The organism is [Ruminococcus] lactaris ATCC 29176 (assembly GCF_025152405.1).
Lineage (GTDB): Bacteria > Bacillota > Clostridia > Lachnospirales > Lachnospiraceae > Mediterraneibacter > Mediterraneibacter lactaris.
The window spans coordinates 1,237,475-1,262,677 of record NZ_CP102292.1 but is presented as its reverse complement, the minus strand read 5'-3'; the positions used below and the strand labels follow the sequence as shown (position 1 = coordinate 1,262,677).

The following is a 25,203-nucleotide window of genomic DNA, read 5'->3' as shown; positions in this document are numbered from 1 at the left end:
AAAATCAATTCCTATTTAATAAAAAATTATTTAATAATAAAATGGGGGGGGGATTGCATGGCAGGGAACAGAATTAAGGGGATCACTGTCGAGATTGGCGGCGATACCACGAAATTACAGACTGCCCTGAAAGGGGTTAATACTGAGATCAGGAATACGCAGAGCCAGCTGAAGGATGTGGAGAAGCTTCTGAAGCTGGATCCGGGGAATACGGAGCTGATCGCGCAGAAGCACAGGCTGCTGGCACAGGCGGTTTCTGAGACCAGGGAAAAGCTGGAGACTTTGAAGACTGCACAGCAGCAGGCGGATGAGGCACTGCGGAACGGGACGATTTCCCAGGATCAGTATGATGCACTGCAGAGGGAGATTATTGAGACGGAGCAGGAACTGCGGAGACTGGAACAGCAGGCAGAGCAGTCTGCAACTGCCCTGCAGAAGATCGGGGCAACCGGTGAGAAGCTGCAGACGGTTGGAAACAAGATTTCTTCCGTGGGACAGAAGCTGATTCCGGTAACGGGAGTGGTGACAGGGCTTGGAACGGCGGCGGTGAAAACTGCCGCTGATTTTGACTCTGCAATGAGTAAGGTGGCGGCTGTGTCCGGGGCGACGGGATCGGATTTTGATAAGCTCAGGGATAAAGCCAGGGAGATGGGTGCCAAGACAAAGTTCTCTGCGACTGAGGCGGCAGATGCCATGAATTACATGGCGATGGCCGGATGGAAGACGGAGGATATGCTGTCCGGTATTGAAGGTGTTATGTATCTGGCTGCGGCATCCGGGGAAGACCTGGCAACGACTTCTGATATTGTGACAGATGCGCTGACGGCCTTTGGGCTGACTGCAGCGGATTCGGGACATTTTGCAGATGTGCTGGCGGCTGCTTCCAGTAATGCCAATACGAATGTGTCCATGATGGGCGAGACGTTCAAGTACTGTGCGCCGGTTGCGGGGGCGCTGGGATTCTCGGTTGAGGATACTGCGGAAGCCATTGGTCTGATGGGCAATGCGGGTATCAAGGCTTCCCAGGCAGGTACTTCCATGCGATCCATCATGACCAACCTGACCGGGGATGTGAAGCTGTCGGGTGCGGCGATCGGGGATGTGACCATTGCTACTACCAATGCGGATGGTTCCATGAGGAGCCTGTCTGCAATTCTGGCTGACTGCAGGGGAGCTTTTGCAGGAATGACGGAAGCTGAGAAGGCAAATAATGCGGAGGCTCTGGTTGGAAAGAATGCAATGTCCGGGTTCCTTGCACTGATGAATGCGGCTCCGGAGGATATTGAAAAGGTGTCCGGGGCGGTGAATAACTGCAAGGATGCGGCAAAGAACATGGCGGATACCATGCAGGATAATCTGGAGGGGCAGCTGACCATTTTGAAGTCGCAGCTTCAGGAACTGGCGATTTCTTTCGGGGATCTGCTGATGCCTGCGGTGCGGAGTATTGTTTCCGGACTGCAGGGGATGGTGGATGTGCTGAATGCCATGCCGGACGAGGTGAAATGTGTGATCATGATCGTTGCACTTCTGGCTGCGGCATTGGGGCCTGTGCTGATCATCATAGGCAAGACCCTGTCGGCTATTGGAACGATTATGACATGGGCACCGAAGCTTGCCGGTGCGATCAGCGCGGTGAAGGGAGCTTTTGCGGCGCTGAGTGCCACGATGATGGCAAATCCGATCGCTATTGTGATCGCTGCCATTGCAGCTTTAGTGGCGGCGTTTATTTATCTCTGGAATACGAATGAAGAGTTCCGGCAGTTCTGGATCAGGCTGTGGAATGAGATTAAGGAAGTCGCTGTCCAGGTATGGACGGCGGTTTCCCAGTTTCTGGTTTCTGCATGGAACGGGATCCGGAATACGGCGGTGGCTGTATGGAATGGCATCCGTGATTTCTTTTCCGGTCTGTGGGCTGGGATTAAGACACTGTTCACAACGGTTGTTACTGCAATTTCTACGTTCCTTGTGGGAGCATGGAATGGGATCCGGGCAACAGTCATGGCGGTGTGGAATGCGATTTCAGCATTTCTTGGTTCTGTCTGGAATGGAATCAGGTCTGTTATTACGAATGTGGTGAACGGTATCCGGACATTTTTGCAGAGTGCATGGAATGGTATCCGCACAGTCATTACTGCGGTGATGAATGCGATCCGGACGGTGATCTCTACGGTCTGGAATGGCATCCGGACAATTATTTCTACCGTGCTGAATGGAATCAGGGGTACTGTCAATTCCGTGTGGAACGGAATCAGGAATACGATTTCTTCTGTGGTGAACGGGATTAAGAATACAGTTTCCGGTGCTTTTAATGCCATGTGGTCCGGGATCCGGAGTACGATTTCCGGAATCTATAATACGATCAGGGACGGTCTGGGAAATGCGGTGAATTACATTACGGGTCTTGCGTCTGCCGGATGGCGTTGGGGTGCGGATATCATCAATGGCATTGTGAATGGAATCCGGAGCTGTATTGGTGCAGTTGCCAATGCGGTGACGGATGTGGCAAATACGATCCGTTCCCATCTGCATTTCTCTGTGCCGGATGAAGGGCCTCTGACGGATTTTGAGAGCTGGATGCCGGACTTTATGAGCGGTCTGGCTGAGGGCATTGAGAAGAGCAGGGGCATGGTGAAGGCTGCTGTGAACAGTGTGGCTGCGGATATGGTGGTTTCGCCGCAGATGGCTGTGGCTGATGGCAGTGTGATGACTGGTACGGGATCGTCCGGCAGTGCGGATCTGACAGCCGGTATTGTGGCGGCGCTGAAGGATGTGCTGGGTGATCAGAAGGGACAGCAGGGTGATCTGGTGATTCCGGTTTATCTGGGGAACCAGCTGCTGGATGAGGTGATCGTGACAGCACAGCAGAGAATGAGTCTGAGGAGCGGAGGTAGATAGGATGGCTTTTTTTCAGTATCTTGTGTTTGACGGGGAGAACCTGCCGCTTCCGGATTCTTATGAGGTGGAGCTGGAGGATGTGGAAGCGGATTCCGGCGGTGAGACAGAGGCAGGGACGACACAGAGGGATGTGGTGCGGCATGGTGTGGTGCGGATCCCGGTGTCATTTTCTGTTACTGCGAAGTGGCTTAAGAAGCTGGCAGTTTATGCGAAAAAGGATAAGATTAATGTGCAGTATTTTGATGTGGAGACAGCGGAGCTGAAACTGGCGGAGATGTATGTGACTGGGTATAAGGCGAAGCTGAGGAAAGATACCAGTTATAAGGGGCTGTGGACGGTGAGTTTTACGTTGAAGGAGGTGTAGGGAGATGGTATAATGGGAGCATCAAATCGGAATTGACCGAGCTGAAAGCGAGGGATACTTCTTGTCCGAAGGGCAAGAAGGTGGAGTTGAGAAAGATTATAACAATCGAAATTTAACACTTGAGAAAAGAGGAATAAACATGGCAAAGAAAGAAGAAAGATTTGAAGTTATATTTAGAGACGGAAGTCAGCTTAAGGATGAAGGGGTTCGTCAAATCCTTGTAGATAAGGAGACTGGGGTTAACTACCTTTGCTGGAAATCCGGATATGGAGCCAGTATTACACCTCTTCTGGATTCGGAAGGAAAAGTCATAGTTACAAAGTAAAATCGGAAGTTATTAAGGAGGATATGGATGAAACTGTTTTTATGTTCGCACTTTTCAAGTGTAGGAAGTTTGATAAAAGAAGAAATTGATAACAAGAAAGTCGCATTTATTCCCACAGCTTCGCTGCGTGAAGGCTATACCGGTTATGTCGGCTCGGCTCGAAAGCTATTCAATAAACTGGGAGCAGCCGTAACGGAAATTGATATTTCAACGGAGGCTTATTTAACGATACAGTCCGTTTTTGAAGATGCGGATGTGATATATTTTACTGGTGGAAATTCGTTCTTCCTTATGGATCAGCTCCGTAAAACGGGAACGGATGAGCTATTGAAGAAGGAATTGGCAAAGGGAAAACTGATGATTGGTGAATCGGCGGGTGCGATTATATGCGCTCCAACTATCCAATATATTGAACAAATGGATGAAAAGCCGGAGGACTACTCACAAGAAGATGATGCAGGGCTTGATTTGATTGATTTCTATGTTCTTCCGCATTATCTTACAGCACCATTTAAGAAAGTTACTGAGAAAATAATGACTGAATTTTCGGATTTGAATCTATGCCCAATTAACAACCATCAGGGAATTGTAATTGATGGTGAAGGTTCAAAGGTTATTTGCAAAGACTAATTTGAAAATTCCAGGTTGTAGTGATAAACAATAACATAACACAGCATCAGTCACCTAGTTGGCTGGTGCTTTTTTCGTGGGAAAATGGAGGTGGCGGGATGTATCCTGTGTCGGATACTTTTCTGAGGGCAGTCAGGAGTAATACAAGAAAATATTTCTGGACGGGTACGATCGTTACCAAGGGCGGAATGACGTATGAGTTCGGGGCGAAGGAGATTGTGAAGGGTTCCGGGTATATTTCCAGACAGTGCTGCGGGAGTACGGAGATTGAGCTGGGGACGGTGTATGCGGCGGAGATGGGGATCACGCTTCTGAGTGATATTGACAGGTACACGCTGGAGGATGCTCAGGTGACGCTGGTGTTTCATCTGGTGCTGGCGGATGGTTCGGTGGAAGATGTGCCGATGGGAGTTTTTGAGGTCAGCGAGGCGAACCGTCTGGCGAAGTGTCTGGAACTGAAAGCGTATGATTTTATGCTGCGGTTTGATAAGAGTTTCAACGGGTTTGAGACTGTGGGGACTGCTTATGATTTTATTGCTTTGTGCTGTAAGAGATGCAAGGTGGAGTTTGCGAATAAGAGGGCGGAGATTGATGCCATGCCGAATGGCGGGGTGACGCTTTCTGTTTATACTGAAAATGATATTGAGACCTGCCGGGACGTGCTGTTTTATGTGGCACAGGTTCTGGGAGGTTTCTTTATTATCAACAGGGAGGGGAAGCTGGAACTGAGAAAATACGGGAAGGACCCTGTGATGAAGGTGGAGCAGAGGCACCGGTTTTCTTCCAGCTTTTCGGATTTTATTACCAGGTATACGGCAGTGAGTTCTACCAACAAGCAGACGCAGATTGCAGAGTATTATGCTCTGGATCCGGATAATGGGCTGACCATGAATCTGGGAGTGAACCCGCTTCTGCAGTTTGGGCTGGAGGAAACCAGGGAGATGCTGTGCAGGAATATCCTGGCAGATCTGTCTGTGATCCGGTATGTGCCTTTTGACTCGGATACCATTGGGAACCCTGCTCTGGATCCGGGGGATGTGCTGACATTTGCGGGAGGACAGGCGGATGAGGGACAGATCACCTGTATCACTTCCATCAGGCAGAAGATCGGGGGAAAGCAGAGCCTGAAATGTGTGGGGAAGAACCCGAGGCTGGCTCAGGCAAAGTCAAGGAATGACAAGAATATTTCAGGGCTGCTGAACCAGATTGAAGACAATGCGAAGACTGGGAAGATCGGGATCCATACATTTACCAATGCTTCCGTGCATGAGATCGGGCAGACCAGGGTGAAGCTGATCAGTATCCAGTTTGCTTCTTCTGAGGAAAACCATATGCAGTTTTTTGCACAGGTTGTTGTGGATGTGGCTGCGGATCCGGTGGAACGGTCTGCGGAGGCTTCTGGGACTGTGGTGATTCCGTTTCCGGGCGGAAGCGGCGGAACTGGAAGTGGTACGGGTGGTTCTGATGGAACCGGGGAGGCATCGGATGCAGGAAGTTCTGAAAATGATGTGACTGGGAATGGGGCTGGAAATACTTCCGGGAATGAGAATACAGGGAGTACGGATGCTGTCTCTGGTGGATCAGATTCCGGATCTGGATCTGGGAGTGGTTCGGAGGTTGCTGTGGATGTGAGCCTGCCGGTGAAGTGGCAGGAGGACGGACAGGCGGTCTGCCATGTGGCCTTTGAATTTAATAATGAGGAGATTGTGGAGCACTGTCCGGTGGAGACCTGGCATTCCGGGAAACATATTTTGTCGCTGTATTATCCCATTGAGAAGATCGTTGCCAATTATACGAATACGTTCAATGTGTATCTCTGGATGGAGAATGGCAGCGGGACGGTTGATGTGGGAGACTGCATTGCTTCTGTCAGCGGACAGGCAATGGCGGTTGGGGAAGCCTGGGATGGAAAGCTTGAGGTGGAAGATTATACCACGAGATTTGCCATTGGCGGAGGACTGGATGTAAATGGATTCCGGGAAGAACTGTCCATGCAGATGAAGGAAACGGTGAACAGAGGCTTTGAGGTGTATTTTGCTGAGAGAGCGGGAATCAGCGGTTTCTGCAGGCCGGTAGAAATGGAGGGTGTGTGATGAAGTTGAAAGGTGAAATGGTCATTGAACTGACCGATACGAATACAGGTGCGGTGGAAACCGTGCAGGAGACGAACATGATTACGGAGGCGGTGAATAACATTCTGGGGCTGAATCCCATGGGGATTTATCTGAAAGCCAGCGGGGAGTATGACAGTTCTGTTCTGTGGAACGGGACGCTGCTTCCCATCTGCCCGAACATGATCGGCGGGATCCTGCTGTTTCCGGCAGTGCTGGAAGAAAAGGCGGACCATATTTACGAGCAGGGGAAGAACCTGCCGGTGGCCTATGCTTCCAACAATGTTAATTCCGGTTCCAATGTGGCGAGGGGAAGCCTGAACCAGACAGAGAGCAAGAAGCTGGACAATGGATATAAGTTTGTGTGGGAGTTTACTCCCAGCCAGGGGAATGGGAATATTGCGGCGGTGGCACTGACCAGTGCCCTGGGCGGGCAGAATGCTTTTGGCAGTGCGGCAGGGGATGCCAGCACATTTCTGCTTCTGAAAAAGGTGGATATCGGGGATATCCCGAAGGCGAGGCAGATGACACTGTTTGAGGCAGTGGAGCTGGATTTTGAAAAGAACCTGTTGTATTCCATCACCTTTGGGACTTCCAGTGTGACCATTACGAAGATCCGGATTCCGGTGTTTAATATCGGGCTGAATGAGAAACTGGATGATACCACTTATACCGTACTGGAGGAACAGACACTGACAACGGAAAGTTTTACGTTCCTGGGGGATTATACGAAGTACGGGGGAATTTATGGACGGGCATGACGGATACTGGTATGGATTTTCTAATGAGCCGAATTCTTCCGGGGATGCGAAGATGGTGTGGATCCGGATCTCCAAAAAGGATTATTCCTTTACGGAAGGAAGCTGGACACTGTCCAAGGCGAAGCTTTCGGAAGTGGGCACAAGGGCAAAGGACGGTTCCTATCCGGAGCGGAATGTAAAATGCTGTGTGAGGAAGGGGTATCTGTATGTGCCTTCTTATGATAAGAAGGGAGTTTATAAGATCAATGTTGCAAATTCAGCGGATGTGACGCTGATTCCGCTGGGCTTTACTTCCAAGCTGAAATCCATTGGGGAGGCCGGTTCCTGTGAGGTGTATATGACACTTCTCGGGGACATGATCGTGGCAGGGGATTTCCAGATCACGGCGGATGACAGGGTGATCAAGACGCAGGGGAGCGCAAGGTTTGAAGTCATGGCAACACCTTTGTTCCAGTATAAGAACTTTGTGTTTATGTGGGGCGGCAGTTACGGGAAGGAGCACAGGTGTGCTTACCTTCTGACGCCTTATTTGGCAAGTATCAATAATCTTTCGTCAGCAGTGGTGAAGAATACGGACAAGACCATGAAGATCACGTATACGCTGACGGAGGAAACAATGTAGGTCTTTCTGCCGCAAGGCATGAAGATAGAAAACTTATTTACGGCAGTTCTCAGAAATGGGGGCTGCTTTTTTCATGGGAGGAGGATTCTGGCATGAAGGAATTTTGGAATTTTATTCAGATGGTTTTTATGGCTGTAGGCGGATGGCTGGGCTGGTTTATGGGAGGCTGTGACGGGCTTCTGTATGCCCTGATTGCTTTTGTGGTGATCGATTACCTGACCGGGGTGATGTGTGCTTTTGCGGATCATACGCTTTCCAGTGAGGTGGGATTCCGGGGGATCTGCAGGAAGGTGCTGATCTTTTTACTGGTAGGAATGGCGAATATTCTGGATGTGTCCGTGATCGGGAACGGATCTGTGCTGAGGACAGCAGTGATCTTTTTCTATATTTCCAATGAGGGTGTGAGCCTGCTGGAGAATGCAGGGCATTTGGGACTGCCGATCCCGCAGAAGATGAAGGATGTGCTGGAACAGCTGCATGACAAAAGTGAGGGAGACTCGGATGATGTATCAGAGGATGAGGAAGAAGGTGAATGATTATGGGATACAGTAATAGTTCTTTGGTGGCGTATACGTTGCTCAGTCCGAACCATTCCGGACTGAGAACGGAGCGGATTGACAGAATATCACCGCACTGTGTAGTAGGTCAGTGTACAGCAGAAGGTCTGGGGGACTGGTTTCATAAATCTTCTACCAAGGCTTCTTCGAATTATGGAATTGATAAGAATGGCCGGATCGGATTGTATGTGGAAGAGAAGAATCGCTCTTGGTGTACGTCCAGTAATGCGAATGATCAGAGGGCAGTGACGATTGAGTGTGCTTCTGACAAGGCGGAACCGTATGTTATGCATCAGGTGGTTTATGAGCGTCTGGTCGATCTGTGTGAGGATATCTGCAGAAGAAATGGAAAGAAAAAACTACTCTGGTTTGGTGATAAAAATAAGTCTCTGAATTATCAGCCGAAGGCGGATGAAATGCTCATTACCGTACACCGGTGGTTTGCGAATAAGAGCTGTCCTGGAGACTGGCTTTATGCGAGACTGGGAGATCTGGCTGCGAAGGTTACTTCAAGACTTGGCAGCGGAAATGTGGAAGTGATTCCATCAGGGATGCAGGCCGGGGAATTTCAGGGACTGACAGAAGAACAGGTGCTTGCAAAGGTTGGTCCCCTGTTTACCGCAGATCAGAAAAAATCAGGGATTCTTGCTTCGGTGTCTATGGCCCAGTTTATTCTGGAGAGCGGTTATGGAAAGAGTGAGCTTGCGTTGGGAGCCAATAACTGTTTTGGAATGAAGAAGTCACTTTCCGGCAATACCTGGAGTGGTTCGGTTTGGGATGGTGTGAGCATTTATAAAAAGAAGACACAGGAGCAGAAGGCAGATGGAAGTTATGTGACAGTCACAGCAGAATTCAGAAAATATCCGAATGTGGATGATTCCATTGCGGATCACAGTGCTTATCTGCTCGGCGCTAAGAATGGAGAGAAGTTCCGATATGATGGGCTGAAAGGATGCTCAGATTATAAGAAGGCAGTGCAGATCATTAAGGACGGTGGTTATGCTACCAGTCTTACTTATGTGGAAAAACTCTACAGTATTATAGAGAAATGGAAACTGACGCAGTATGATGTGACCGCTGAGACTTCGGATGTGATTAAGTATTACAGGGTAAGAAAGAACTGGGGAGATGTAGCTTCACAGCTTGGTGCGTATTCCGTATTTGATAATGCGAAGGCGATGGCTGACAAGCATCCGGGCTATAAAATTTATGACTGGAATGGAAAGCAGATGTATCCGGAAGTAATGTTAGAAACTGCAGGCGGAATGAGTAATGTGGACTGTCCATTTACAGTGAAGGTTAGTGTTCCAGATCTGAATATCAGGAAAGGCGCGGGAACGGATACAGCGAAGACCGGGAAGTTTACCGGAGTTGGCGTGTTTACTATTGTAGAAGTGAAAAATGGTAAGGATGCTGCGAAAGGATGGGGAAAACTGAAGTCCGGGGCTGGATGGATTAATTTGGATTTTGGGAAGAGAGAGTGATTGTATAAGGCATAGGAAAAGCCTGCGGGAATGATATGTGTTCCGGCAGGCTTTGTTTTAAGATAGATAAGGTTTTAACTTTTTTACGAGTTCATATACTTTTGTTCCGGGAGCAGAAGCTGACGGTAGTTTACCTTTATTGATTTTGTCAAGCTTTTCTGCATTTGCAATAGCGGCATCCATGTATGGTAGGAGAATTTGGTACATGTCGGTACGATTTTTTACATATTCACCAACTCCGAGAGAGGTAAGCATTTCCGTGAGCTTTGGCCAGTAGGATGTTCTGTGAAGATCGGACTGCATGAAACTGAAATGCAGCAGGAACCATAATTCTATGCATTGGTTTGACCAGATGGCATGATAGGTGGTCTCTTCGGTTGATTCAGAAACACAAAGCTCTGCAGTTTTATTGATATGGTCAGCTGGAAAATCATCAGTGTCGTATACAACCCATACATGCTTATATCCATTGGCCGAGGATGCTGCCATGTTTTTTGCCTTTTGAAAAAGGCTTAGTGTATTATCACCGGCACCGTGGACCCCAAGCTGAATACGGTCAGAGTAGGTGCTGTTGATGATATCTCTCATGGCTCCGAAGTATGCTGGTTCGGTGTCTGTTCCCTCGGTTATGATGAGATGATATTCCGGTTGAATTTTCTTTGGCTTGTCACGTCTGGCTTTCATCCAACTTTTGTCAAGGTCGCTTTTTTTTGGTGGTTTTAGGCTCATTAAAATTCACCTCCAAGCATATTGGATAGATATGGATCTGCTCCGTAGCGTCCCTCCAGATATTGCTTGTCGTAAGCTGCGGTATTCTTGATTCTGTCATTATCCTCACCACGGATTTCGTGGAGAGAATAGATTTCACTCTCATGTGCATTATTCTCCGCAGCGAACCAAATCTCATCACGGCGGAACACAGTATTCTTTAAAGTATACATATCATGAGAGGTAAACAGAAGCTGAGCACCATATTGATTAATTTCCTTATTTTTAAATAAGGAAATTACATACTTTAAAAGTTTTGGATGGAGCTTTGCATCTAATTCATCAATGATCACCATACGTCCTTCGCGAAGTGCGAGAAGAATAACCGGAAGAGCAGCAATGAGCTTTCTTGTTCCATCGGATTCTTCAGAGAATGGAAGCTCGTATTCTGCAGTGCCTAAGTTTCTCTTCATGAAAAGCTGATGACTATCTTCGTCATAGCGGTAGTCTGTAATATCAATGTCCATGTCATTTAAGGCACGAATAAACTGCTCCTTGTAAGGTGCATCCTTTGCAAGCATGATCTGATGCTCGACTATTGGATTTGCATAGCTACGGATAATGCAGCTCTCGAACCAGGTCATGACTTCACTGATAACCGAAATGTCATAGTTGATGGCAAGGAAGGAGAGATATGGCATCTTTGGATTGACACTTGTATTGATACTTTTCTTATTTATAGAAGGACCAAGTGTGATATTGTCAGTTTCGCGCTCAAAGATGGTGGCAGATTTCTTGCCGGTGATTGACTTACGGTATAATGATTCTGAAATGATCTCGTCGTTTTTGAGAGAGATGTAGTAGCAATACTCATTTTTTGCAATTCTAAAGAACATACGGAACTCTGTGGGTTCGTTTGCTGAATCCTGGTCGAATAGGAATGGTACTGCATCAACCTTTTGCTGAAGGATGAGATTCTGTCGGTTCTTTTCCAGTTCATGTACAGGCTTTACGATAGTGGAAATTACGCATGAAAGAGCCTGGAGAAGGTTAGACTTACCACCTCCGTTTGGTCCATATATAACACTTACAGGTAACAGGTCAGTTGCCTTTTCTTCTGTGATCAATGTTTCTTTGAATTCAGGAAGCGTGGCTGCCTGAAAATCTAAGGTTGTTTCTCCTTTGTAAGACTTAAAATTCTGAAATGAAAACTGGCATAACATGATTTGTATCCTCCTTTCCTAAGGATATTATATGCTTAATAAATGGAAAAATCAAGTTTTATAAGCTGAATAAGAAAAATAATTACTGAAATTAAATATAAAGCAAAGATATTTGTACTAAAACTCTTGCCTTTTGTGATTATTCATGTATTAGGGTACCCAAGATTTATTTGATTCAATTCAGATATATACAGGCTTTTTAATCTTTTTTCAGCATTTACCGGAATTATCTCGTCAAAAGGCGCTTAGGAAGATAGAAAGGTTCCGGGACGGAACCGGATTGGAAAGGAGACGCACCTGAGATGAGCGGTAACGAAAAGAAAGAGCTGCCTTGGTGGCAGAAGTACACATTGACATTAAATGAAGCATCGGAGTATTTCGGAATCGGATACAAGAAGCTGAAGCTGTTTGTGCAGGAGCATTCAGATGAGGATTTTGTCCTTTGGAATGGGAACCGAGCATTGATCAAACGGGAGCAGTTTGAGAAGTACATGGACAGTCAGATGAATGTGATTTAGTTTACAGAAATTTATAAAAATTTTAGTAGCAAAAGAGCCAGGGATGTGGTAGTATTATTTTACATAGTCGGATACATACTATGTAAATGAATATCATGTACTTGGCTCCCTCGATTTTGAAAGGAGACGATGTTCAATGAGCGAAAAGAGGCGCGATAGTAAGAATCGCATTCTTCGCACAGGAGAGAGCCAGGAAGCGGATGGACGCTATAAATATAGATATATTGATGCCAATGGAAAGCGTAAATCAGTTTACAGCTGGAGATTGGTGGCGACAGATAGCGTTCCATACGGAAAAAAAGATAATGCACCTTTACGAGACCAGGAGAAGCTTATCAACAGAGATCTGGATGATATGATTGTTCCTGATGGAGGTGGCTTAACGGTTAGTCAATTAGTCAGCAAGTACATTGCGACAAAGACAGGCGTTAAGCATACAACCAGAGCAGGCTATGGAACAGTGATGAATCTGCTTGAGAAGGATCCATTCGGAGAGAGGAGAATCGATAAAGTAAGATTATCCGATGCAAAAGAATGGCTCATCAAATTACAGCAGGTAGATAGGAAAAGCTATTCAGCAATTCACTCTATCAGAGGTGTTGTGAGACCTGCATTCCAATTGGCAGTTGATGATGATATATTAAGGAAGAATCCTTTTGAATTTCAGCTTGCAACTGTACTGGTAAATGACGCGGTCACTCGTGAGGCCATTACAAAGAAACAAGAAAAAACCTTTCTTGAATTTATTAAAAATGATGCGCACTATTGTAAGTATTATGATGGTATGTATATTCTGTTTAAAACGGGGATGCGTATTTCGGAATTTACAGGTTTGACGCTGAAGGATCTGGACATGGAAAATAGAACCATCAATATCGATCATCAGCTTCAGAAGACCGGGACGTTGGTTTACATTGATACAACAAAAACCTACGCCGGTACCAGAGTGATTCCGATGCAGGATGATGTGTATGAGTGCTTTCAAAATATTATCAAGGCGAGACCTAAGCTTAAGGTGGAGCCCATGATTGATGGTTATTCCGGATTTCTTTGCTTTGACAAGGATGGTAAGCCGATGGTGGCCATGCACTGGGAGAAATATTTTCAGCATGCAGTGCAAAAGTATAATCGCATTTATCGCATTCAGCTTCCAAAGATCACACCACACGTTTGCAGACATACGTATTGCTCTAATATGGCTAAGTCCGGAATGAATCCTAAAGTGCTTCAATATCTGATGGGACATTCGGATATCAGTGTCACTCTCAATACCTATACACATCTTAAATTGGATGATGCGATAGAAGAAGTAGAGAAGCTTGCTAAGAAGCAGGCAGAGGCAAATGAAGAGTTTAGACACATGGGGTTGAAGGATGATATACCAACAAAGAATGGTGGCAGAAAGCTTGGCTAAGACCGTATAAAGATTGAAGACTTCAGAATTTTATTGCTGATTTCTGAAAGGGAAAATCAAGGTTGTAAAAGGATGAAATGTAGCATACAGAGCTAAGCTGTGGTCTAAAAATGGTCTAAATACATTTTGGAGCAATCATAGAGATTTGGATCCAAAATAGTAAAATATGAGTATTATCAGCCATTGGTGGTCAGCAAATGTTTCATAACATTTGCCGAAAATGCCGAAATATAGATAGGATGGGCATAGATTACAGGTCCTTGAAAAATTTTGAATCAAAAAAGACCAGAAATAGACCAGAAAAGCCAATGGTCTAAACTTGAAAAAATAGTCCATTTTAGACCAATATTTAGACCATTTGGTGGAATAAATATACCGAGATAAGCCAAAATAAGCCGAGAAACAGAAAAATGGTTGATAGACTGAAAATGTGCGCAAAGCCCCATAAAATAAGGAAAAACCGAGAAAATCCAAGATAAGATAGGAGTTAAAAATATATGATACGAGTGCTTTTCATCTGCCACGGCAATATCTGCCGGTCAACTCTTGCCCAAAGTTTTTTCACCCATCTGGTGAACACCCATGGTCTTGCAGACCAGTTTGTCATTGACAGTTGTGCAACAAGCAGAGAAGAAATCGGCAATCTACCCCACAGAGGAACTGTCAATAAATTAAGAGAAATGGGCATTCCGGTAGTTCCTCATCAGGCGAGACAGATTACCTGGTCCGACTATACCAATTTTGATTATATCATTGGTATGGATTCTGCCAACATACGCAATCTTCATCGTATGCTCAGGGGAGATCCGGATAAAAAAATATCCAAATTATTAGATTATACTTCCCGAAAAGGTGAAGATATTGCAGATCCATGGTATACCGGTAATTTTGATGCAACTTACCGGGACGTAAAAGAGGGCTGTGAAGCCCTCCTGGATGAATGTCTCTTGCATCTGTAAGCTTTAAGTAAAGTTTCAGGCTTATACTCCTGTATTTTTACTTTTCGTTCCTGATTTTCAATCAGCCTTCCAGTGCATAAGAAAGTAATTTTTTTAAATCGTGATGAAACTGCCGGTTTTTACTGTGCAGTTTCTTTTTTTCTGATGCAGATTTCATCTGCTCAACCTGAACCCGGTAACGGTTGAATAAGGCAATGTAATCATTTCCGGGTTTCTGTCCCCACCGAACCAGTACCCAGTTCATAGCCTCGTCATTCCAAAATTCCATCGGGATTTCTGCCATTTTCAGTAAAGTGATATATTGGACTGCCTCCCTGGCCATTTTTGCGATCTGACGATTGCGGTATGTATTTTCATGTTCAGCCCGTCCAAGCTTTCCGAGCAATCGCTTCGGCATACTTTTTTTCTTTTCCTCGCGGTTCATCAGTTGTAAACTTTTTTCAAGTATTTCATTCAGACTGCTATATGCATTCCAGTAGGTAACAAAAGAAACAGACTCCGCTGTCTTTTCCTCCGGCTCAAGCTTGAATGTCTTAAATACCCGTTCCACTGGTTCTGGATTCCCGAAAAGCTGTACATCATAACCTTTTCTTTTTTCGGGATCAGATAATGTCTGATATGCTTCAAGTATTTCCTGCATAAAAGCGGTTGTATCTATATCTTTATGTGCATTTGCATCTGGATGATACACTTTTGCCAATGCATTTTTTGCAATTGTGATTTCCTCGATTGACGCATCTCTGGACACACCTAATATTTCATAATAAGTGCGAGACTTCATGAAGGACCTCCTTCTTATAACCATTTATTTTCCATGATTAATATACGCTAGTCATTTTCAAAAGTCAATGAAACTCTGTCTGCATATTTTGAAATTCTCCCTACTATATTAGTAACATACGAGATTCTGGGGGAAATCCTTTATGAAAACGATCAAGAAGCTGTTGGCAGTCATGCTGATCTGCATACAGACACTGCAATTTTCAATGGTTCCAAATGTCCTGGCTGAAGAAACAACAACTACTCCGGGAACAGAACAAACTTCGGATACGGCAGTAGAAGTGACTGCTCCTTCTGCAATTTTAATGGAAATGACAACGGGTACAGTATTATACGAAAAAGATGCGGATACTGCACGACCACCGGCAAGTGTCACGAAAGTCATGACAATGCTTTTAATTTTTGATGCACTTGCAGAAGGGAAAATTCAGTTGGAGGATGAAGTTACAACTTCTGAATATGCCTCTTCTATGGGCGGCTCGCAGGTCTTCCTGGAAACGGGAGAAAAGCAGACCGTAGAAACTTTACTCAAATGTATTTCTGTTGCCAGTGCAAATGATGCCTGTGTTGCTATGGCTGAATATATTTCAGGAAATGAAGAGGAATTTGTCCGTCAGATGAATCTTCGTGCAGAAGGTCTCGGCATGAAACACACTCATTTTGTGAATTGTAACGGACTGGATGCAGAAGGTCACGAAACAAGTGCCCGTGATATTGCATTGATGTCCCGTGAACTTCTCCTGAAATATCCGGAAATTCATAATTATTGTACGATCTGGATGGAAAATATCACTCATACAACCTCAAAAGGTTCGTCTGAATTTGGATTAACTAATACCAATAAACTGATCCGTCAGTATGAATATGCAACCGGATTAAAAACCGGCTCTACCGGCAAGGCAAAGTTCTGTGTTTCAGCAACTGCTGAAAAAAATGGTGTCAGTCTGATCGCAGTTATTATGGGGGCTGAAGACTCCAAAGCCAGGTTCAAGGATGCTGTTACCTTATTAAATTATGGGTTCGGAAAATGTCAGATGTATACGGATGAAAATATGCCTTCTTTGGATCCAATCTCTGTCACCGGTGGTATACAGGAATCCATCTCACTTGAATATGAAAAGAAATTTACTTATCTGGATACAACAGGAGCAAATCTGAATGCTGTTACTTCAAGGCTTCAGATTCCTGATAAAGTAAATGCTCCGGTTAAAAAAGGGGACACTGTCGGTCAACGGATTTACTATTTAGACGAAAAAGAAATCGGCAGTGTGAATCTTCTGGCTGAAGAAACCGTTAAGAAAGCAGGATTCTTTGATTATCTGAGAAAAGCTCTTTACTGGATTGCACTATAAAGAATACTTATCATATTTTCCGGGAAACTCTGCCAGAGAATCTTTATATTTTTCTTGTCCTCGAAAGGGAATGTGATTTATAATCATTTTATCTGCTGCCGGGATGCAGAGACAGGAGAGTGAGACATTTATGAATATACCAATGATTATTTTTCTTTTTATTCTGATCGCAGGGGGACTGCTTGGATTGGAGATTTATCGGGAACTCCATCATTTCCGGGTAACTCACTACACGATTGAATCACAAAAATTTAAAGGATTCAGCAGGGATCTGAATCTGATTTTTCTAAGTGATCTTCATAATCGGGTTTATGGTGAGAAAAATGAACCTCTGCTACAGGCTATCCGCAATGAAAAGCCGGACCTGATTTTAATCGGTGGAGATATGCTCGTCGGCAAGGAAGATGCCTCCTATGATATTGCACTTGATTTTACCAGTCAGTTACCCCAAATTGCTCCGGTGCTTTACGCGACAGGAAACCACGAGCAGCGTATGAGGGAAAACCCTGAGATCTATCAAGCTTCCTATGCCGACTACCGGCAACAGTTGAAAGACAGGGGTGTTCTTTTTTTGGAAAATGGAAGCTGCCGGATTGAAGCAGGAACGGTTCTCCTGGAAATTTCGGGTGTGGAACTTCCATCCGCATCGTATAAAAAGCTGAAAAAGCTTCCGATCCGGGCTTCTGATATTGCAGAATATCTCCATAAAGATAGTGTTTCGGTTACTGAAGATTCAGTTTACCGCATTTTACTTGCCCATAATCCAGCTTATATGAATGCTTATAAAGGATGGGGGGCTGATCTTATTTTATCCGGTCATCTCCACGGTGGAGTGATGCGACTTCCCGGAATTGGTGGAGTAATCACCCCACAAGCCTTCCTTTTTCCAAAATACTCTGGTGAAATGACGAAAGAAGGAGAACAGACCATCATTGTCAGCCGTGGACTTGGAACGCATACAATCAATATCCGGCTTTTTAATCAGCCTGAAGTCGTGTCCATCTGCCTGAAAAGATCGGAAAATAAGAAATAATTTTTGAATAGCCGGAATGATGAAAGGTGAAAAAGCCGTTGTCAAAATTCCTTTTTTCCCCTATAATATTCATGTTATGGTATTTTGGGATTTTTCACGGAAATATGCACTGGGAAAATCTGCAGGTACTTCAGATCATGCTTTTAAGCACAGAAATGACAAGAGGGAAAAATGGGTATACCGGTAAAGTTAGAAGTATTTGAAGGACCACTGGATCTGCTCCTTCATTTGATAGAGAAAAATAAAGTTGATATTTATGATATTCCGATTGTTGAGATCACGAATCAGTATATGGAATATATCAGGGGGATGCAGCATGAAGATCTGAATGTCATGAGTGAATTTCTTGTGATGGCAGCGATGCTTCTGGATATCAAATGTCGGATGCTTCTTCCTAAAGAAGTGACGGAAGAAGGAGAGGAAGAAGATCCGCGTCAGGAGCTTGTGGAACAGCTCCTTCAATATAAGATGTACAAGTATATGGCATTTGAACTGAAAGACCGTGAACTGGATTCGGGTCAGGTTATGTATAAATCTCCGGATATTCCGGAAGAGATTCTTGAATACGCAGAACCTGTAGACCTGGATCAGCTTCTTGGAGATCTCACTATGGCTAAATTAGGAGAAGTGTTCCGTGAGATCATGAAGCGTCAGGCTGAAAAGATTGATCCGGTCAGGAGTAAATTCGGAAAGATTGAAAAAGAAGAGGTTTCTCTTTCAGATAAATTTGTCTATGTTCATGAATATATGCGTCAGCATAAGAGGTTCAGTTTCAGGCAGCTTCTTTTGGAACAGAAGAGTAAGATGCATATCGTTGTTACTTTTCTTGCAATCCTGGAAATGATGAAGCTGGGAGAGATTCACGTAGAGCAGGAAAATACCTGTGGAGAGATCATGATTGAAAGGATAGGAGAAGCAGATGAATACAAAGAAGCTTCAGGCAGCGATCGAAGCGATTCTGTTCACAATGGGGGAATCAGTGGAACTGAGTAAGATTGCAGCAGCGATTGAACAGGATGAACCTACGACCCGTGGAATCATTTCTGATATGATGACTGCTTATGAAAAGCAGAACCGCGGTATCCGGATTATTGAGCTGGATCATTCATTCCAGTTATGTACAAAAAAAGAATACTATGATTATCTCATCCGCATTGCCAGACAACCTAAGAGGTATGTACTCACGGATGTTATGCTGGAGACGCTCTCGATCATTGCATACCGTCAGCCGGTAACCAAACTGGAAATTGAAAAGATCCGCGGGGTAAAATCTGATCATGCTGTCAATAAGCTGGTGGAATATGGACTAGTGGAAGAAGTCGGACGGATGGATGCCCCGGGCAGACCTATTTTATTTGGGACAACCGAGGAATTTCTTCGGCGTTTCAGTGTTCAGTCTCTTGATGATCTTCCATCTCTTGCTCCTGAACAGATTGAGCATTTTAAAGAAGAAGCAGAAGACGAGGCCAAGTTAAAACTTGATATCTGATTTTTAGTTACGCAAGCAGTTTCTTCTTTTATAAGGTCTGATTTTCAGACTGGATACATAAAATAATGACAAGACAATTCTGTAACGGAGTTGGAGCAGTGGCAAAAGTCAGATTATTTTATCGGAGAAAAATTTGTTACTGGCTGATCGTATCAGTAATGATCCTGATGACTCTCAATCCATCTTTACAGGTGATTGCAAAGGAATCAGTAAGCGATGATCTTACTGTCTATACAGATGCCGGTGAATCTTTAGAATTATACGCCCGTTCAGCCGTCCTTATGGACGGAGACAGCGGACGTATTTTATTTGAAAAAAATGGATCCGATCCACGTCCTATGGCGAGTACAACGAAGATCATGACGTGTATTCTTGCTCTCGAAGCATCTGATCCATCTCGGAAGATCACTGTCAGTTCTCAAGCAGCCTCCCAGCCAAAAGTCCATCTTGGAATGACAGAAGGACAGTCTTTTTATTTAAAAGATCTTCTTTATTCCCTTATGCTGGAATCCCATAATGACGCTGCCGTTGCAATAGCGGAGGGAATTGATGGCAGTGTAGAAGCTTTTGCCCAAAGGATGAATCAGAAAGCCGAAGAAATAGGATGTAAAAATACATATTTCATTTCTCCCAATGGATTGGATGCACAGGATTCTCAAAGCAATCATCATACTACAGCCCGGGAACTTGCACTGATCCTGCGTTACTGCATTATGGTTTCGCCCCAGCGTGAGGCCTTTTTGAAAATCACCCGCACCATGCAGTATACTTTTCAGGACTGCGAAAAGAATTTTTCTTATTCCTGTAATAACCACAATGCGTTTCTTAATATGATGGAAGGTGCTCTTACCGGTAAGACCGGTTTTACTGCGGATGCCGGATATTGTTATGTGGGGGCATTGCAGCGGGATGACAGGACTTTTATCGTTGCTTTACTGGCATGCGGCTGGCCTAATAACAGAAATTATAAATGGATGGATACAAAAAAATTAATGACCTACGGATTAGAAAATTATGTTTATCGCGATTTTCAAGTGAAAGCAGCCCCACACTTTGTACTGGTACAAAACGGCATTGAAAATAAAATGAACTATCCCTCTTCTGATCCTGTCCGGCTGGAAGTTCGTGCAAATACAGAACCATTCCGCCTTTTAATGAACCAAAAAGAGGATATTTCGATTCGATACTATCTGACAGACAAGGTCCATGCACCTGTCAGGGAGAATACCCGTCTTGGGATTATGAAGTGTTATCTTGGAGATGAAGTAATCCGGGAATTTCCTCTTGTCGCAACGAAAACCATTGCGAAACGTACTTTGAAAACCTGTTTTGATTATGCTATATTAAAATATATCAATAAAACTGATTAAATTCACCACTGGAATATATCTGAAAGCTATGATACTATAGGTGAAGACAAAAAAGAGCAACTAAATTGATGAAATATAAGGAGTGTACGACTATGGAAAACTGGAAAAAATACGAAAAGACTTATTTTATGCCGCCAGAGCCATGTTATGACTGGGTAAAAAAAGATTCTATTGATAAAGCACCGATCTGGTGCAGTGTGGATCTGCGGGATGGAAACCAGGCACTGATCGAACCAATGAGCCTGGATGAAAAACTGGAGTTTTTCCAGCTCCTCGTAGATGTTGGATTTAAAATGATCGAGGTAGGATTTCCTGCAGCATCTGAGACAGAGTATCAGTTTCTTAGAACATTGATCGAGCAGAATATGATTCCTGATGACGTTACGATTCAGGTTCTGACTCAGGCAAGAGAACATATCATCAAAAAAACTTTTGAAGCTGTAAAGGGTGCTCCACATGCGATCATCCATGTATACAATTCAACTTCTGTAGCACAGCGTGAACAGGTATTCCGCAAAGATAAAGAGCAAATTAAGCAGATTGCCATTGATGGAGCTACATTATTAAAGAAGCTTGCCGAGGAAACAGAAGGAAACTTCACTTTCCAGTACAGTCCGGAAAGTTTCCAGGGAACAGAAGTTGACTATGCATTGGATGTCTGCAACGCTGTCCTTGATATATGGCAGCCAACTGCTGACAACAAAGCGATCATCAATCTTCCTACAACGGTAGAAAATGCAATGCCGCATGTATTTGCCAGTCAGGTAGAGTATTTCAACAAACATTTATTACACCGCGAAAACGTAATCCTTTCCCTTCATCCACATAATGACAGAGGATCAGGTGTATCAGATGCAGAACTTGGAATCCTTGCCGGAGCAGATAAGATTGAGGGAACATTGTTTGGAAACGGTGAGAGAACCGGAAACGTAGATATCATTACTCTTGCCATGAACATGTTCTCACAGGGAGTAAATCCAAATCTTGATTTTTCCAATATGAGTGAGATCTGCGAAGTATATGAGCGTGTTACAAGAATGAAAGTTTCTCCTCGTCAGCCATATGCAGGTGACCTTGTATTTACTGCGTTCTCAGGTTCCCATCAGGATGCGATTGCAAAGGGCATGGCATGGAGAGAAGAACATGACTGCAAGACATGGACAGTTCCATATCTTCCGATTGACCCACAGGATGTTGGAAGAAGATATGATTCGGATGTTATCCGTATCAACAGCCAGTCAGGAAAAGGTGGCGTAAACTATATTCTGAAGCAGAGCTTTGGTATCAGCCTGCCGGAGAAGATGAGAGAAGAAGTCGGATACATGGTAAAAGATGTTTCTGACAAGGCTCATCAGGAACTGACACCGGATGTTGTATATCGTATTTTTGAGGATCATTATATCAGTGCAAAACCAATCTTCAGTGTGGACGAATGCCACTTTAAGCAGGAAGATGGTATCGTAGCAGAAGCAACGATCCATCAGAATGACAATAACCACAAGATCACAGGTGTTGGAAACGGACGCCTGGATGCAGTAAGCAATGCGATCAAGCATTACTTTGGCATCAGTTACGAACTTGCTTTTTATGAAGAACATTCTCTTACAAAAGGATCTTCTTCCCGTGCAGTTGCTTACGTTGGTGTTATCTGTAATAAAAAGAAATACTGGGGAGTCGGAATTGATGCCGACATTATTAAAGCATCCATCCAGGCTCTGGTAGTCGCCGTAAATAAATTGCCGGAAATTGCCGAATCCCAGTCCTGCAAAGATGAAAGACTTTTAGAAATCACCAACTACATCTACGCAAATTATAAAGATGTGACTTTGGATGACCTTTCAGAAAAGTTTTTCCTTTCCAAACCGTATCTCTCTAAATATATTAAAGAGAAATCCGGACTGACTTTCGGGGATATTCTTAAGCAGGTCAGAATGAAAAAGGCACGTGCAATGCTCAAGAGCAGCAGTGCTACTGTAGAAAGCATCGCAGAATCTGTCGGATATCAGAATGTAGAACATTTTAACCGGATCTTTAAGAAGATGTACAATATCACGCCGGTTCAGTATCGGAACAGACATTAATAAATTTGTAGTTGTTGAAGAGAAAATATACAGGCAGCAAGGAGTTTTTTGACAGAAGAGCGTCCATATCCGCACTTGTTGCTGCATCGCAGTGCAGGACCCGCTTTACCTCAGCCCGTTGACAACTTGTAACAGAAACGTGGAAACAGTCGTGCAGTGGCACTCCTGTTTACGTTCCTTAACAAGTTGGGCAAAGTGTCTTCGGAACGCTCCCTGTCAATGCACTGCTCACGCAACAGCAAGTGCGGATATTAGGCTTTTCAAATCAGAAAGCGTTCCTTGCACCGGGACATTTTCTCTCAACAATACGAAATTTCAATAAGAAGTAGAAAGCCGGAAGGTTATCGACTAAGATAAATGATTTGTCAAATAGTAAATACAATATCTACTATCTAATATTTACGAGATGCCAGGGGCAAAAGGTCTAAGCCCACATGAGCTTGTTCATAGGTGGGTGAAAGACCTTAGGACCCGCCCCGATATTCGCATATCGTGGGATGATAATCCCACGATATGCGAATATTGGGTAGGATTGTGGGAGTGCGTAGCACGGAGCAATCCGTAGGCATCAAAGTCGGGGGCTTTTGCCCCCGACATCTTTACGATCGAATATCTTACTCAATAACCATCCGGCTTTTTCTATCTTTTTTAAATTTGTATTGTTGGATGGATACGCTGCGGAGCTAAAAAACTTCTTATCGAGATGGTCAGCGGAAAGCAGGGTGTTCCTGAGCAGGTGCATTAGCAGGGAGCGTTCCGAAGACACTTTGCAGCGTTTGTTAGAGAAAGTAAATCGAGTGCCATTGCACGAAGATTTCCACTTTCGAGTTACAAACGGTCAACGGGCTGAGGTAAAGCGGGCCTGCACCGCGAGGGAATATCTCTGCTTTCCGCGTCCGCTTCGCCACCAAGAATTTGTATGTCTTCTAAGCGTATCACCCCAACAAATACAAATTTTCTATGTGAAAAAATTGTCAGTTTCCGCAAATTTAGAATTGAAATTTGGGGAACGCTAGTATATACTAGAATAGGCAGAAATTTTGGTTTATTTTAAATATTTTATAACTATGGAGGGCTAAAATATGAGCTACAATGCAACAGGAAACTCAGCAAGCAGACGTATTGCCACATTGCTTGATGAGGGAAGCTTTGTTGAAATTGGTGGTGCTGTTACAGCAAGAAGTACCGATTTCAATATGCAGGAGAAGGCGGCTCCTTCAGACGGTGTTATTACCGGATACGGAGTGATCGATGGTAATCTTGTCTATGTATATAGTCAGGATGCTGATGTTCTCGGCGGAGCTATCGGAGAGATGCATGCGAAAAAGATCGCACGGATCTATGATATGGCAATGAAGATGGGAGCACCTGTTATCGGTCTGATCGATTGTGCCGGATTAAGACTTCAGGAAGCAACAGATGCACTTGAGGCATTTGGAAGTCTTTATCAGAAACAGGCACTCGCATCCGGAGTGATTCCGCAGGTAACAGCTATTTTCGGTATGTGCGGAGGCGGACTTGCAATCGTGCCGGGTCTTGCAGACTTCACATTTATGGAAGAAAACGATGGAAAATTATTTGTTAATTCTCCGAATGCACTGGAAGGAAATGAAATTTCCAGATGTAATACAGCCAGTGCCGCTTATCAGAGCAAGACGGCTGGTCTTGTAGATGGTATCGGTACAGAGGCAGAGATTCTCGGACAGATTCGTTCACTTGTATGCATGATTCCTGCCAATTATGAAGACGATATGTCTTATGAAGAATGTACAGATGATCTGAACCGTGTATGTGCTGATATCGCAAATGCATCAGAAGATACAGCAATCGCACTTGCACAGATTGCTGATAATGGCGTTCTTGTAGAGACAAAGAAAGATTATGCAAAAGAGATGGTTACAGGCTTTATCCGTCTGAATGGACAGACTGTAGGTGTCGTTGCCAACCGTTCCAAAGTATACGGAGCTGATGCTGAGACAGAGGCTGAATTTGATGCTGGACTTACTGTTGACGGATGTGCCAAAGCAGCAGATTTCGTTAATTTCTGTGATGCATTCTCTATCCCGGTTCTGACGCTGACAAATGTAGCAGGCTTTGCTGCAACTGTAGAGTCTGAGAAGAACATGGCCAAGGCTGTTGCCAGACTGACTTATGCATTTGCAAATGCGACTGTTCCGAAAGTAAATGTGATCGTAGGAAAAGCATTTGGAAGTGCTTATGTAGCAATGAACAGCAAATCAGTTGGTGCTGATCTTGTATATGCATGGCCGACAGCAGAGATCGGTATGATGGATGCAAAACTTGCAGCACAGATTATGTATCCAGATGCTGATGCAGATACTCAGAGTGCAAAAGCAGCAAAATATAAAGAACTGCAGTCCAGTCCGAACGCAGCAGCAGCCAGAGGATATGTTGATGCCATCATCGAACCTGCAGACACCAGAAAATATGTGATCGGTGCATTTGAAATGCTGTTCACAAAAAGAGAGAATCGTCCGGACAAAAAGCACGGTACGGTTTAGTGAGG

General features: G+C 44.4%; 20 protein-coding genes and 1 pseudogene. 18 read left to right on the top strand and 3 right to left on the bottom strand.

Annotation, left to right across the window (positions count from 1 at the left end; translation table 11 throughout):
* Positions 1-57 precede the first annotated feature (57 nt).
* The 8 genes and pseudogenes from NQ541_RS05900 (at position 58) to NQ541_RS05865 (ending at position 9,749) form a co-directional block, all read left to right on the top strand.
* On the top strand, positions 58-2,895 hold the full coding sequence (locus tag NQ541_RS05900; protein WP_005612512.1) for a phage tail tape measure protein: 2,838 nt from the start codon (positions 58-60) through the stop codon (positions 2,893-2,895).
* Between the two features lies 1 nt (position 2,896).
* Positions 2,897-3,259, top strand: coding sequence for a hypothetical protein (locus tag NQ541_RS05895; protein WP_005612513.1), 363 nt, complete (start codon positions 2,897-2,899; stop codon positions 3,257-3,259).
* Positions 3,260-3,398: 139 nt separating this feature from the next.
* Positions 3,399-3,584 (top strand): DUF6440 family protein, encoded by a 186-nt coding sequence (locus NQ541_RS05890; protein ID WP_044941049.1) that lies wholly within the window; start codon positions 3,399-3,401, stop codon positions 3,582-3,584.
* Positions 3,585-3,611: 27 nt separating this feature from the next.
* On the top strand, positions 3,612-4,214 hold the full coding sequence (locus tag NQ541_RS05885; protein WP_005612517.1) for a Type 1 glutamine amidotransferase-like domain-containing protein: 603 nt from the start codon (positions 3,612-3,614) through the stop codon (positions 4,212-4,214).
* Between the two features lie 98 nt (positions 4,215-4,312).
* Positions 4,313-6,307 carry a hypothetical protein gene (locus NQ541_RS05880; protein WP_044941050.1) on the top strand — a complete coding sequence of 665 codons (1,995 nt, stop codon included), beginning with the start codon at positions 4,313-4,315 and terminating at the stop codon, positions 6,305-6,307.
* Positions 6,307-7,708, top strand: a pseudogene (locus NQ541_RS13135) (hypothetical protein). Before NQ541_RS05880 ends, NQ541_RS13135 begins: the two are co-directional and overlap by 1 nt.
* A 92-nt stretch (positions 7,709-7,800) precedes the next feature.
* The gene (locus NQ541_RS05870) at positions 7,801-8,244 is read left to right on the top strand and encodes a phage holin family protein (RefSeq protein WP_005612524.1); all 444 of its coding nucleotides are present in this window, start codon (positions 7,801-7,803) and stop codon (positions 8,242-8,244) included.
* On the top strand, positions 8,241-9,749 hold the full coding sequence (locus NQ541_RS05865) for a glucosaminidase domain-containing protein (protein ID WP_005612526.1): 1,509 nt from the start codon (positions 8,241-8,243) through the stop codon (positions 9,747-9,749). Before NQ541_RS05870 ends, NQ541_RS05865 begins: the two co-directional genes overlap by 4 nt.
* A 57-nt stretch (positions 9,750-9,806) precedes the next feature.
* Here NQ541_RS05865 and NQ541_RS05860 read toward each other — a convergent pair whose 3' ends face one another.
* Positions 9,807-10,478, bottom strand: coding sequence for an RloB family protein (locus tag NQ541_RS05860; protein ID WP_005612528.1), 672 nt, complete (start codon positions 10,476-10,478; stop codon positions 9,807-9,809).
* A complete protein-coding gene (locus NQ541_RS05855) occupies positions 10,478-11,680 on the bottom strand; it encodes an AAA family ATPase (RefSeq protein WP_005612529.1) in 1,203 nt (400 codons plus the stop codon). Before NQ541_RS05855 ends, NQ541_RS05860 begins: the two co-directional genes overlap by 1 nt.
* A gap of 302 nt (positions 11,681-11,982) precedes the next feature.
* On the opposite strand from NQ541_RS05855, the gene NQ541_RS05850 reads away from it, so the two are divergent.
* From NQ541_RS05850 to NQ541_RS05840, 3 genes are all read left to right on the top strand, one after another.
* Positions 11,983-12,198 (top strand): excisionase, encoded by a 216-nt coding sequence (locus tag NQ541_RS05850; RefSeq protein WP_005612530.1) that lies wholly within the window; start codon positions 11,983-11,985, stop codon positions 12,196-12,198.
* 136 nt (positions 12,199-12,334) lie between these two features.
* Positions 12,335-13,612: a site-specific integrase gene (locus NQ541_RS05845; protein ID WP_005612532.1), complete on the top strand. Its 1,278-nt coding sequence runs from the start codon at positions 12,335-12,337 to the stop codon at positions 13,610-13,612.
* A 497-nt stretch (positions 13,613-14,109) separates the two neighbouring features.
* Positions 14,110-14,571 (top strand): low molecular weight protein-tyrosine-phosphatase, encoded by a 462-nt coding sequence (locus tag NQ541_RS05840; protein ID WP_005612533.1) that lies wholly within the window; start codon positions 14,110-14,112, stop codon positions 14,569-14,571.
* Between the two features lie 61 nt (positions 14,572-14,632).
* Here the strand turns inward: NQ541_RS05840 and NQ541_RS05835 are convergent, their stop codons facing one another.
* Positions 14,633-15,352 (bottom strand): J domain-containing protein, encoded by a 720-nt coding sequence (locus NQ541_RS05835; RefSeq protein ID WP_005612536.1) that lies wholly within the window; start codon positions 15,350-15,352, stop codon positions 14,633-14,635.
* 142 nt (positions 15,353-15,494) lie between these two features.
* Between NQ541_RS05835 and NQ541_RS05830 the strand changes: the two genes are divergently transcribed.
* The 7 genes from NQ541_RS05830 to NQ541_RS05800 all read left to right on the top strand — a co-directional run bounded on the left by NQ541_RS05830 (position 15,495) and on the right by NQ541_RS05800 (position 25,198).
* Positions 15,495-16,703 carry a D-alanyl-D-alanine carboxypeptidase family protein gene (locus NQ541_RS05830; protein ID WP_005612538.1) on the top strand — a complete coding sequence of 403 codons (1,209 nt, stop codon included), beginning with the start codon at positions 15,495-15,497 and terminating at the stop codon, positions 16,701-16,703.
* Between the two features lie 130 nt (positions 16,704-16,833).
* Positions 16,834-17,736: a metallophosphoesterase gene (locus NQ541_RS05825; RefSeq protein ID WP_023922604.1), complete on the top strand. Its 903-nt coding sequence runs from the start codon at positions 16,834-16,836 to the stop codon at positions 17,734-17,736.
* A 171-nt stretch (positions 17,737-17,907) separates the two neighbouring features.
* Positions 17,908-18,729, top strand: a complete 822-nt coding sequence (locus NQ541_RS05820) for a segregation and condensation protein A (protein ID WP_005612543.1) — start codon at positions 17,908-17,910, stop codon at positions 18,727-18,729.
* Complete coding sequence (scpB, locus tag NQ541_RS05815; RefSeq protein ID WP_044905408.1) at positions 18,656-19,225, top strand: SMC-Scp complex subunit ScpB; 570 nt, start codon at positions 18,656-18,658, stop codon at positions 19,223-19,225. Before NQ541_RS05820 ends, scpB begins: the two co-directional genes overlap by 74 nt.
* Before the next feature lie 65 nt (positions 19,226-19,290).
* Positions 19,291-20,595: a D-alanyl-D-alanine carboxypeptidase family protein gene (locus NQ541_RS05810; RefSeq protein WP_005612546.1), complete on the top strand. Its 1,305-nt coding sequence runs from the start codon at positions 19,291-19,293 to the stop codon at positions 20,593-20,595.
* A gap of 92 nt (positions 20,596-20,687) precedes the next feature.
* On the top strand, positions 20,688-22,676 hold the full coding sequence (locus tag NQ541_RS05805; RefSeq protein ID WP_023922600.1) for a 2-isopropylmalate synthase: 1,989 nt from the start codon (positions 20,688-20,690) through the stop codon (positions 22,674-22,676).
* Between the two features lie 1,082 nt (positions 22,677-23,758).
* Positions 23,759-25,198, top strand: a complete 1,440-nt coding sequence (locus NQ541_RS05800; RefSeq protein WP_005612554.1) for an acyl-CoA carboxylase subunit beta — start codon at positions 23,759-23,761, stop codon at positions 25,196-25,198.
* Positions 25,199-25,203 lie beyond the last annotated feature (5 nt).

Bases quoted from the DNA above. Each gene is read 5' to 3' on its own strand.
- NQ541_RS05900 (WP_005612512.1), top strand. From the start codon at position 58: ATGGCAGGGAACAGAATTAAGGGGATCACTGTCGAGATTGGCGGCGAT.
- NQ541_RS05895 (WP_005612513.1), top strand. From the start codon at position 2,897: ATGGCTTTTTTTCAGTATCTTGTGTTTGACGGGGAGAACCTGCCGCTT.
- NQ541_RS05890 (WP_044941049.1), top strand. From the start codon at position 3,399: ATGGCAAAGAAAGAAGAAAGATTTGAAGTTATATTTAGAGACGGAAGT.
- NQ541_RS05885 (WP_005612517.1), top strand. From the start codon at position 3,612: ATGAAACTGTTTTTATGTTCGCACTTTTCAAGTGTAGGAAGTTTGATA.
- NQ541_RS05880 (WP_044941050.1), top strand. From the start codon at position 4,313: ATGTATCCTGTGTCGGATACTTTTCTGAGGGCAGTCAGGAGTAATACA.
- NQ541_RS05870 (WP_005612524.1), top strand. From the start codon at position 7,801: ATGAAGGAATTTTGGAATTTTATTCAGATGGTTTTTATGGCTGTAGGC.
- NQ541_RS05865 (WP_005612526.1), top strand. From the start codon at position 8,241: ATGATTATGGGATACAGTAATAGTTCTTTGGTGGCGTATACGTTGCTC.
- NQ541_RS05860 (WP_005612528.1), bottom strand. From the start codon at position 10,478: ATGAGCCTAAAACCACCAAAAAAAAGCGACCTTGACAAAAGTTGGATG.
- NQ541_RS05855 (WP_005612529.1), bottom strand. From the start codon at position 11,680: ATGTTATGCCAGTTTTCATTTCAGAATTTTAAGTCTTACAAAGGAGAA.
- NQ541_RS05850 (WP_005612530.1), top strand. From the start codon at position 11,983: ATGAGCGGTAACGAAAAGAAAGAGCTGCCTTGGTGGCAGAAGTACACA.
- NQ541_RS05845 (WP_005612532.1), top strand. From the start codon at position 12,335: ATGAGCGAAAAGAGGCGCGATAGTAAGAATCGCATTCTTCGCACAGGA.
- NQ541_RS05840 (WP_005612533.1), top strand. From the start codon at position 14,110: ATGATACGAGTGCTTTTCATCTGCCACGGCAATATCTGCCGGTCAACT.
- NQ541_RS05835 (WP_005612536.1), bottom strand. From the start codon at position 15,352: ATGAAGTCTCGCACTTATTATGAAATATTAGGTGTGTCCAGAGATGCG.
- NQ541_RS05830 (WP_005612538.1), top strand. From the start codon at position 15,495: ATGAAAACGATCAAGAAGCTGTTGGCAGTCATGCTGATCTGCATACAG.
- NQ541_RS05825 (WP_023922604.1), top strand. From the start codon at position 16,834: ATGAATATACCAATGATTATTTTTCTTTTTATTCTGATCGCAGGGGGA.
- NQ541_RS05820 (WP_005612543.1), top strand. From the start codon at position 17,908: ATGGGTATACCGGTAAAGTTAGAAGTATTTGAAGGACCACTGGATCTG.
- scpB (WP_044905408.1), top strand. From the start codon at position 18,656: ATGAATACAAAGAAGCTTCAGGCAGCGATCGAAGCGATTCTGTTCACA.
- NQ541_RS05810 (WP_005612546.1), top strand. From the start codon at position 19,291: ATGACAAGACAATTCTGTAACGGAGTTGGAGCAGTGGCAAAAGTCAGA.
- NQ541_RS05805 (WP_023922600.1), top strand. From the start codon at position 20,688: ATGGAAAACTGGAAAAAATACGAAAAGACTTATTTTATGCCGCCAGAG.
- NQ541_RS05800 (WP_005612554.1), top strand. From the start codon at position 23,759: ATGAGCTACAATGCAACAGGAAACTCAGCAAGCAGACGTATTGCCACA.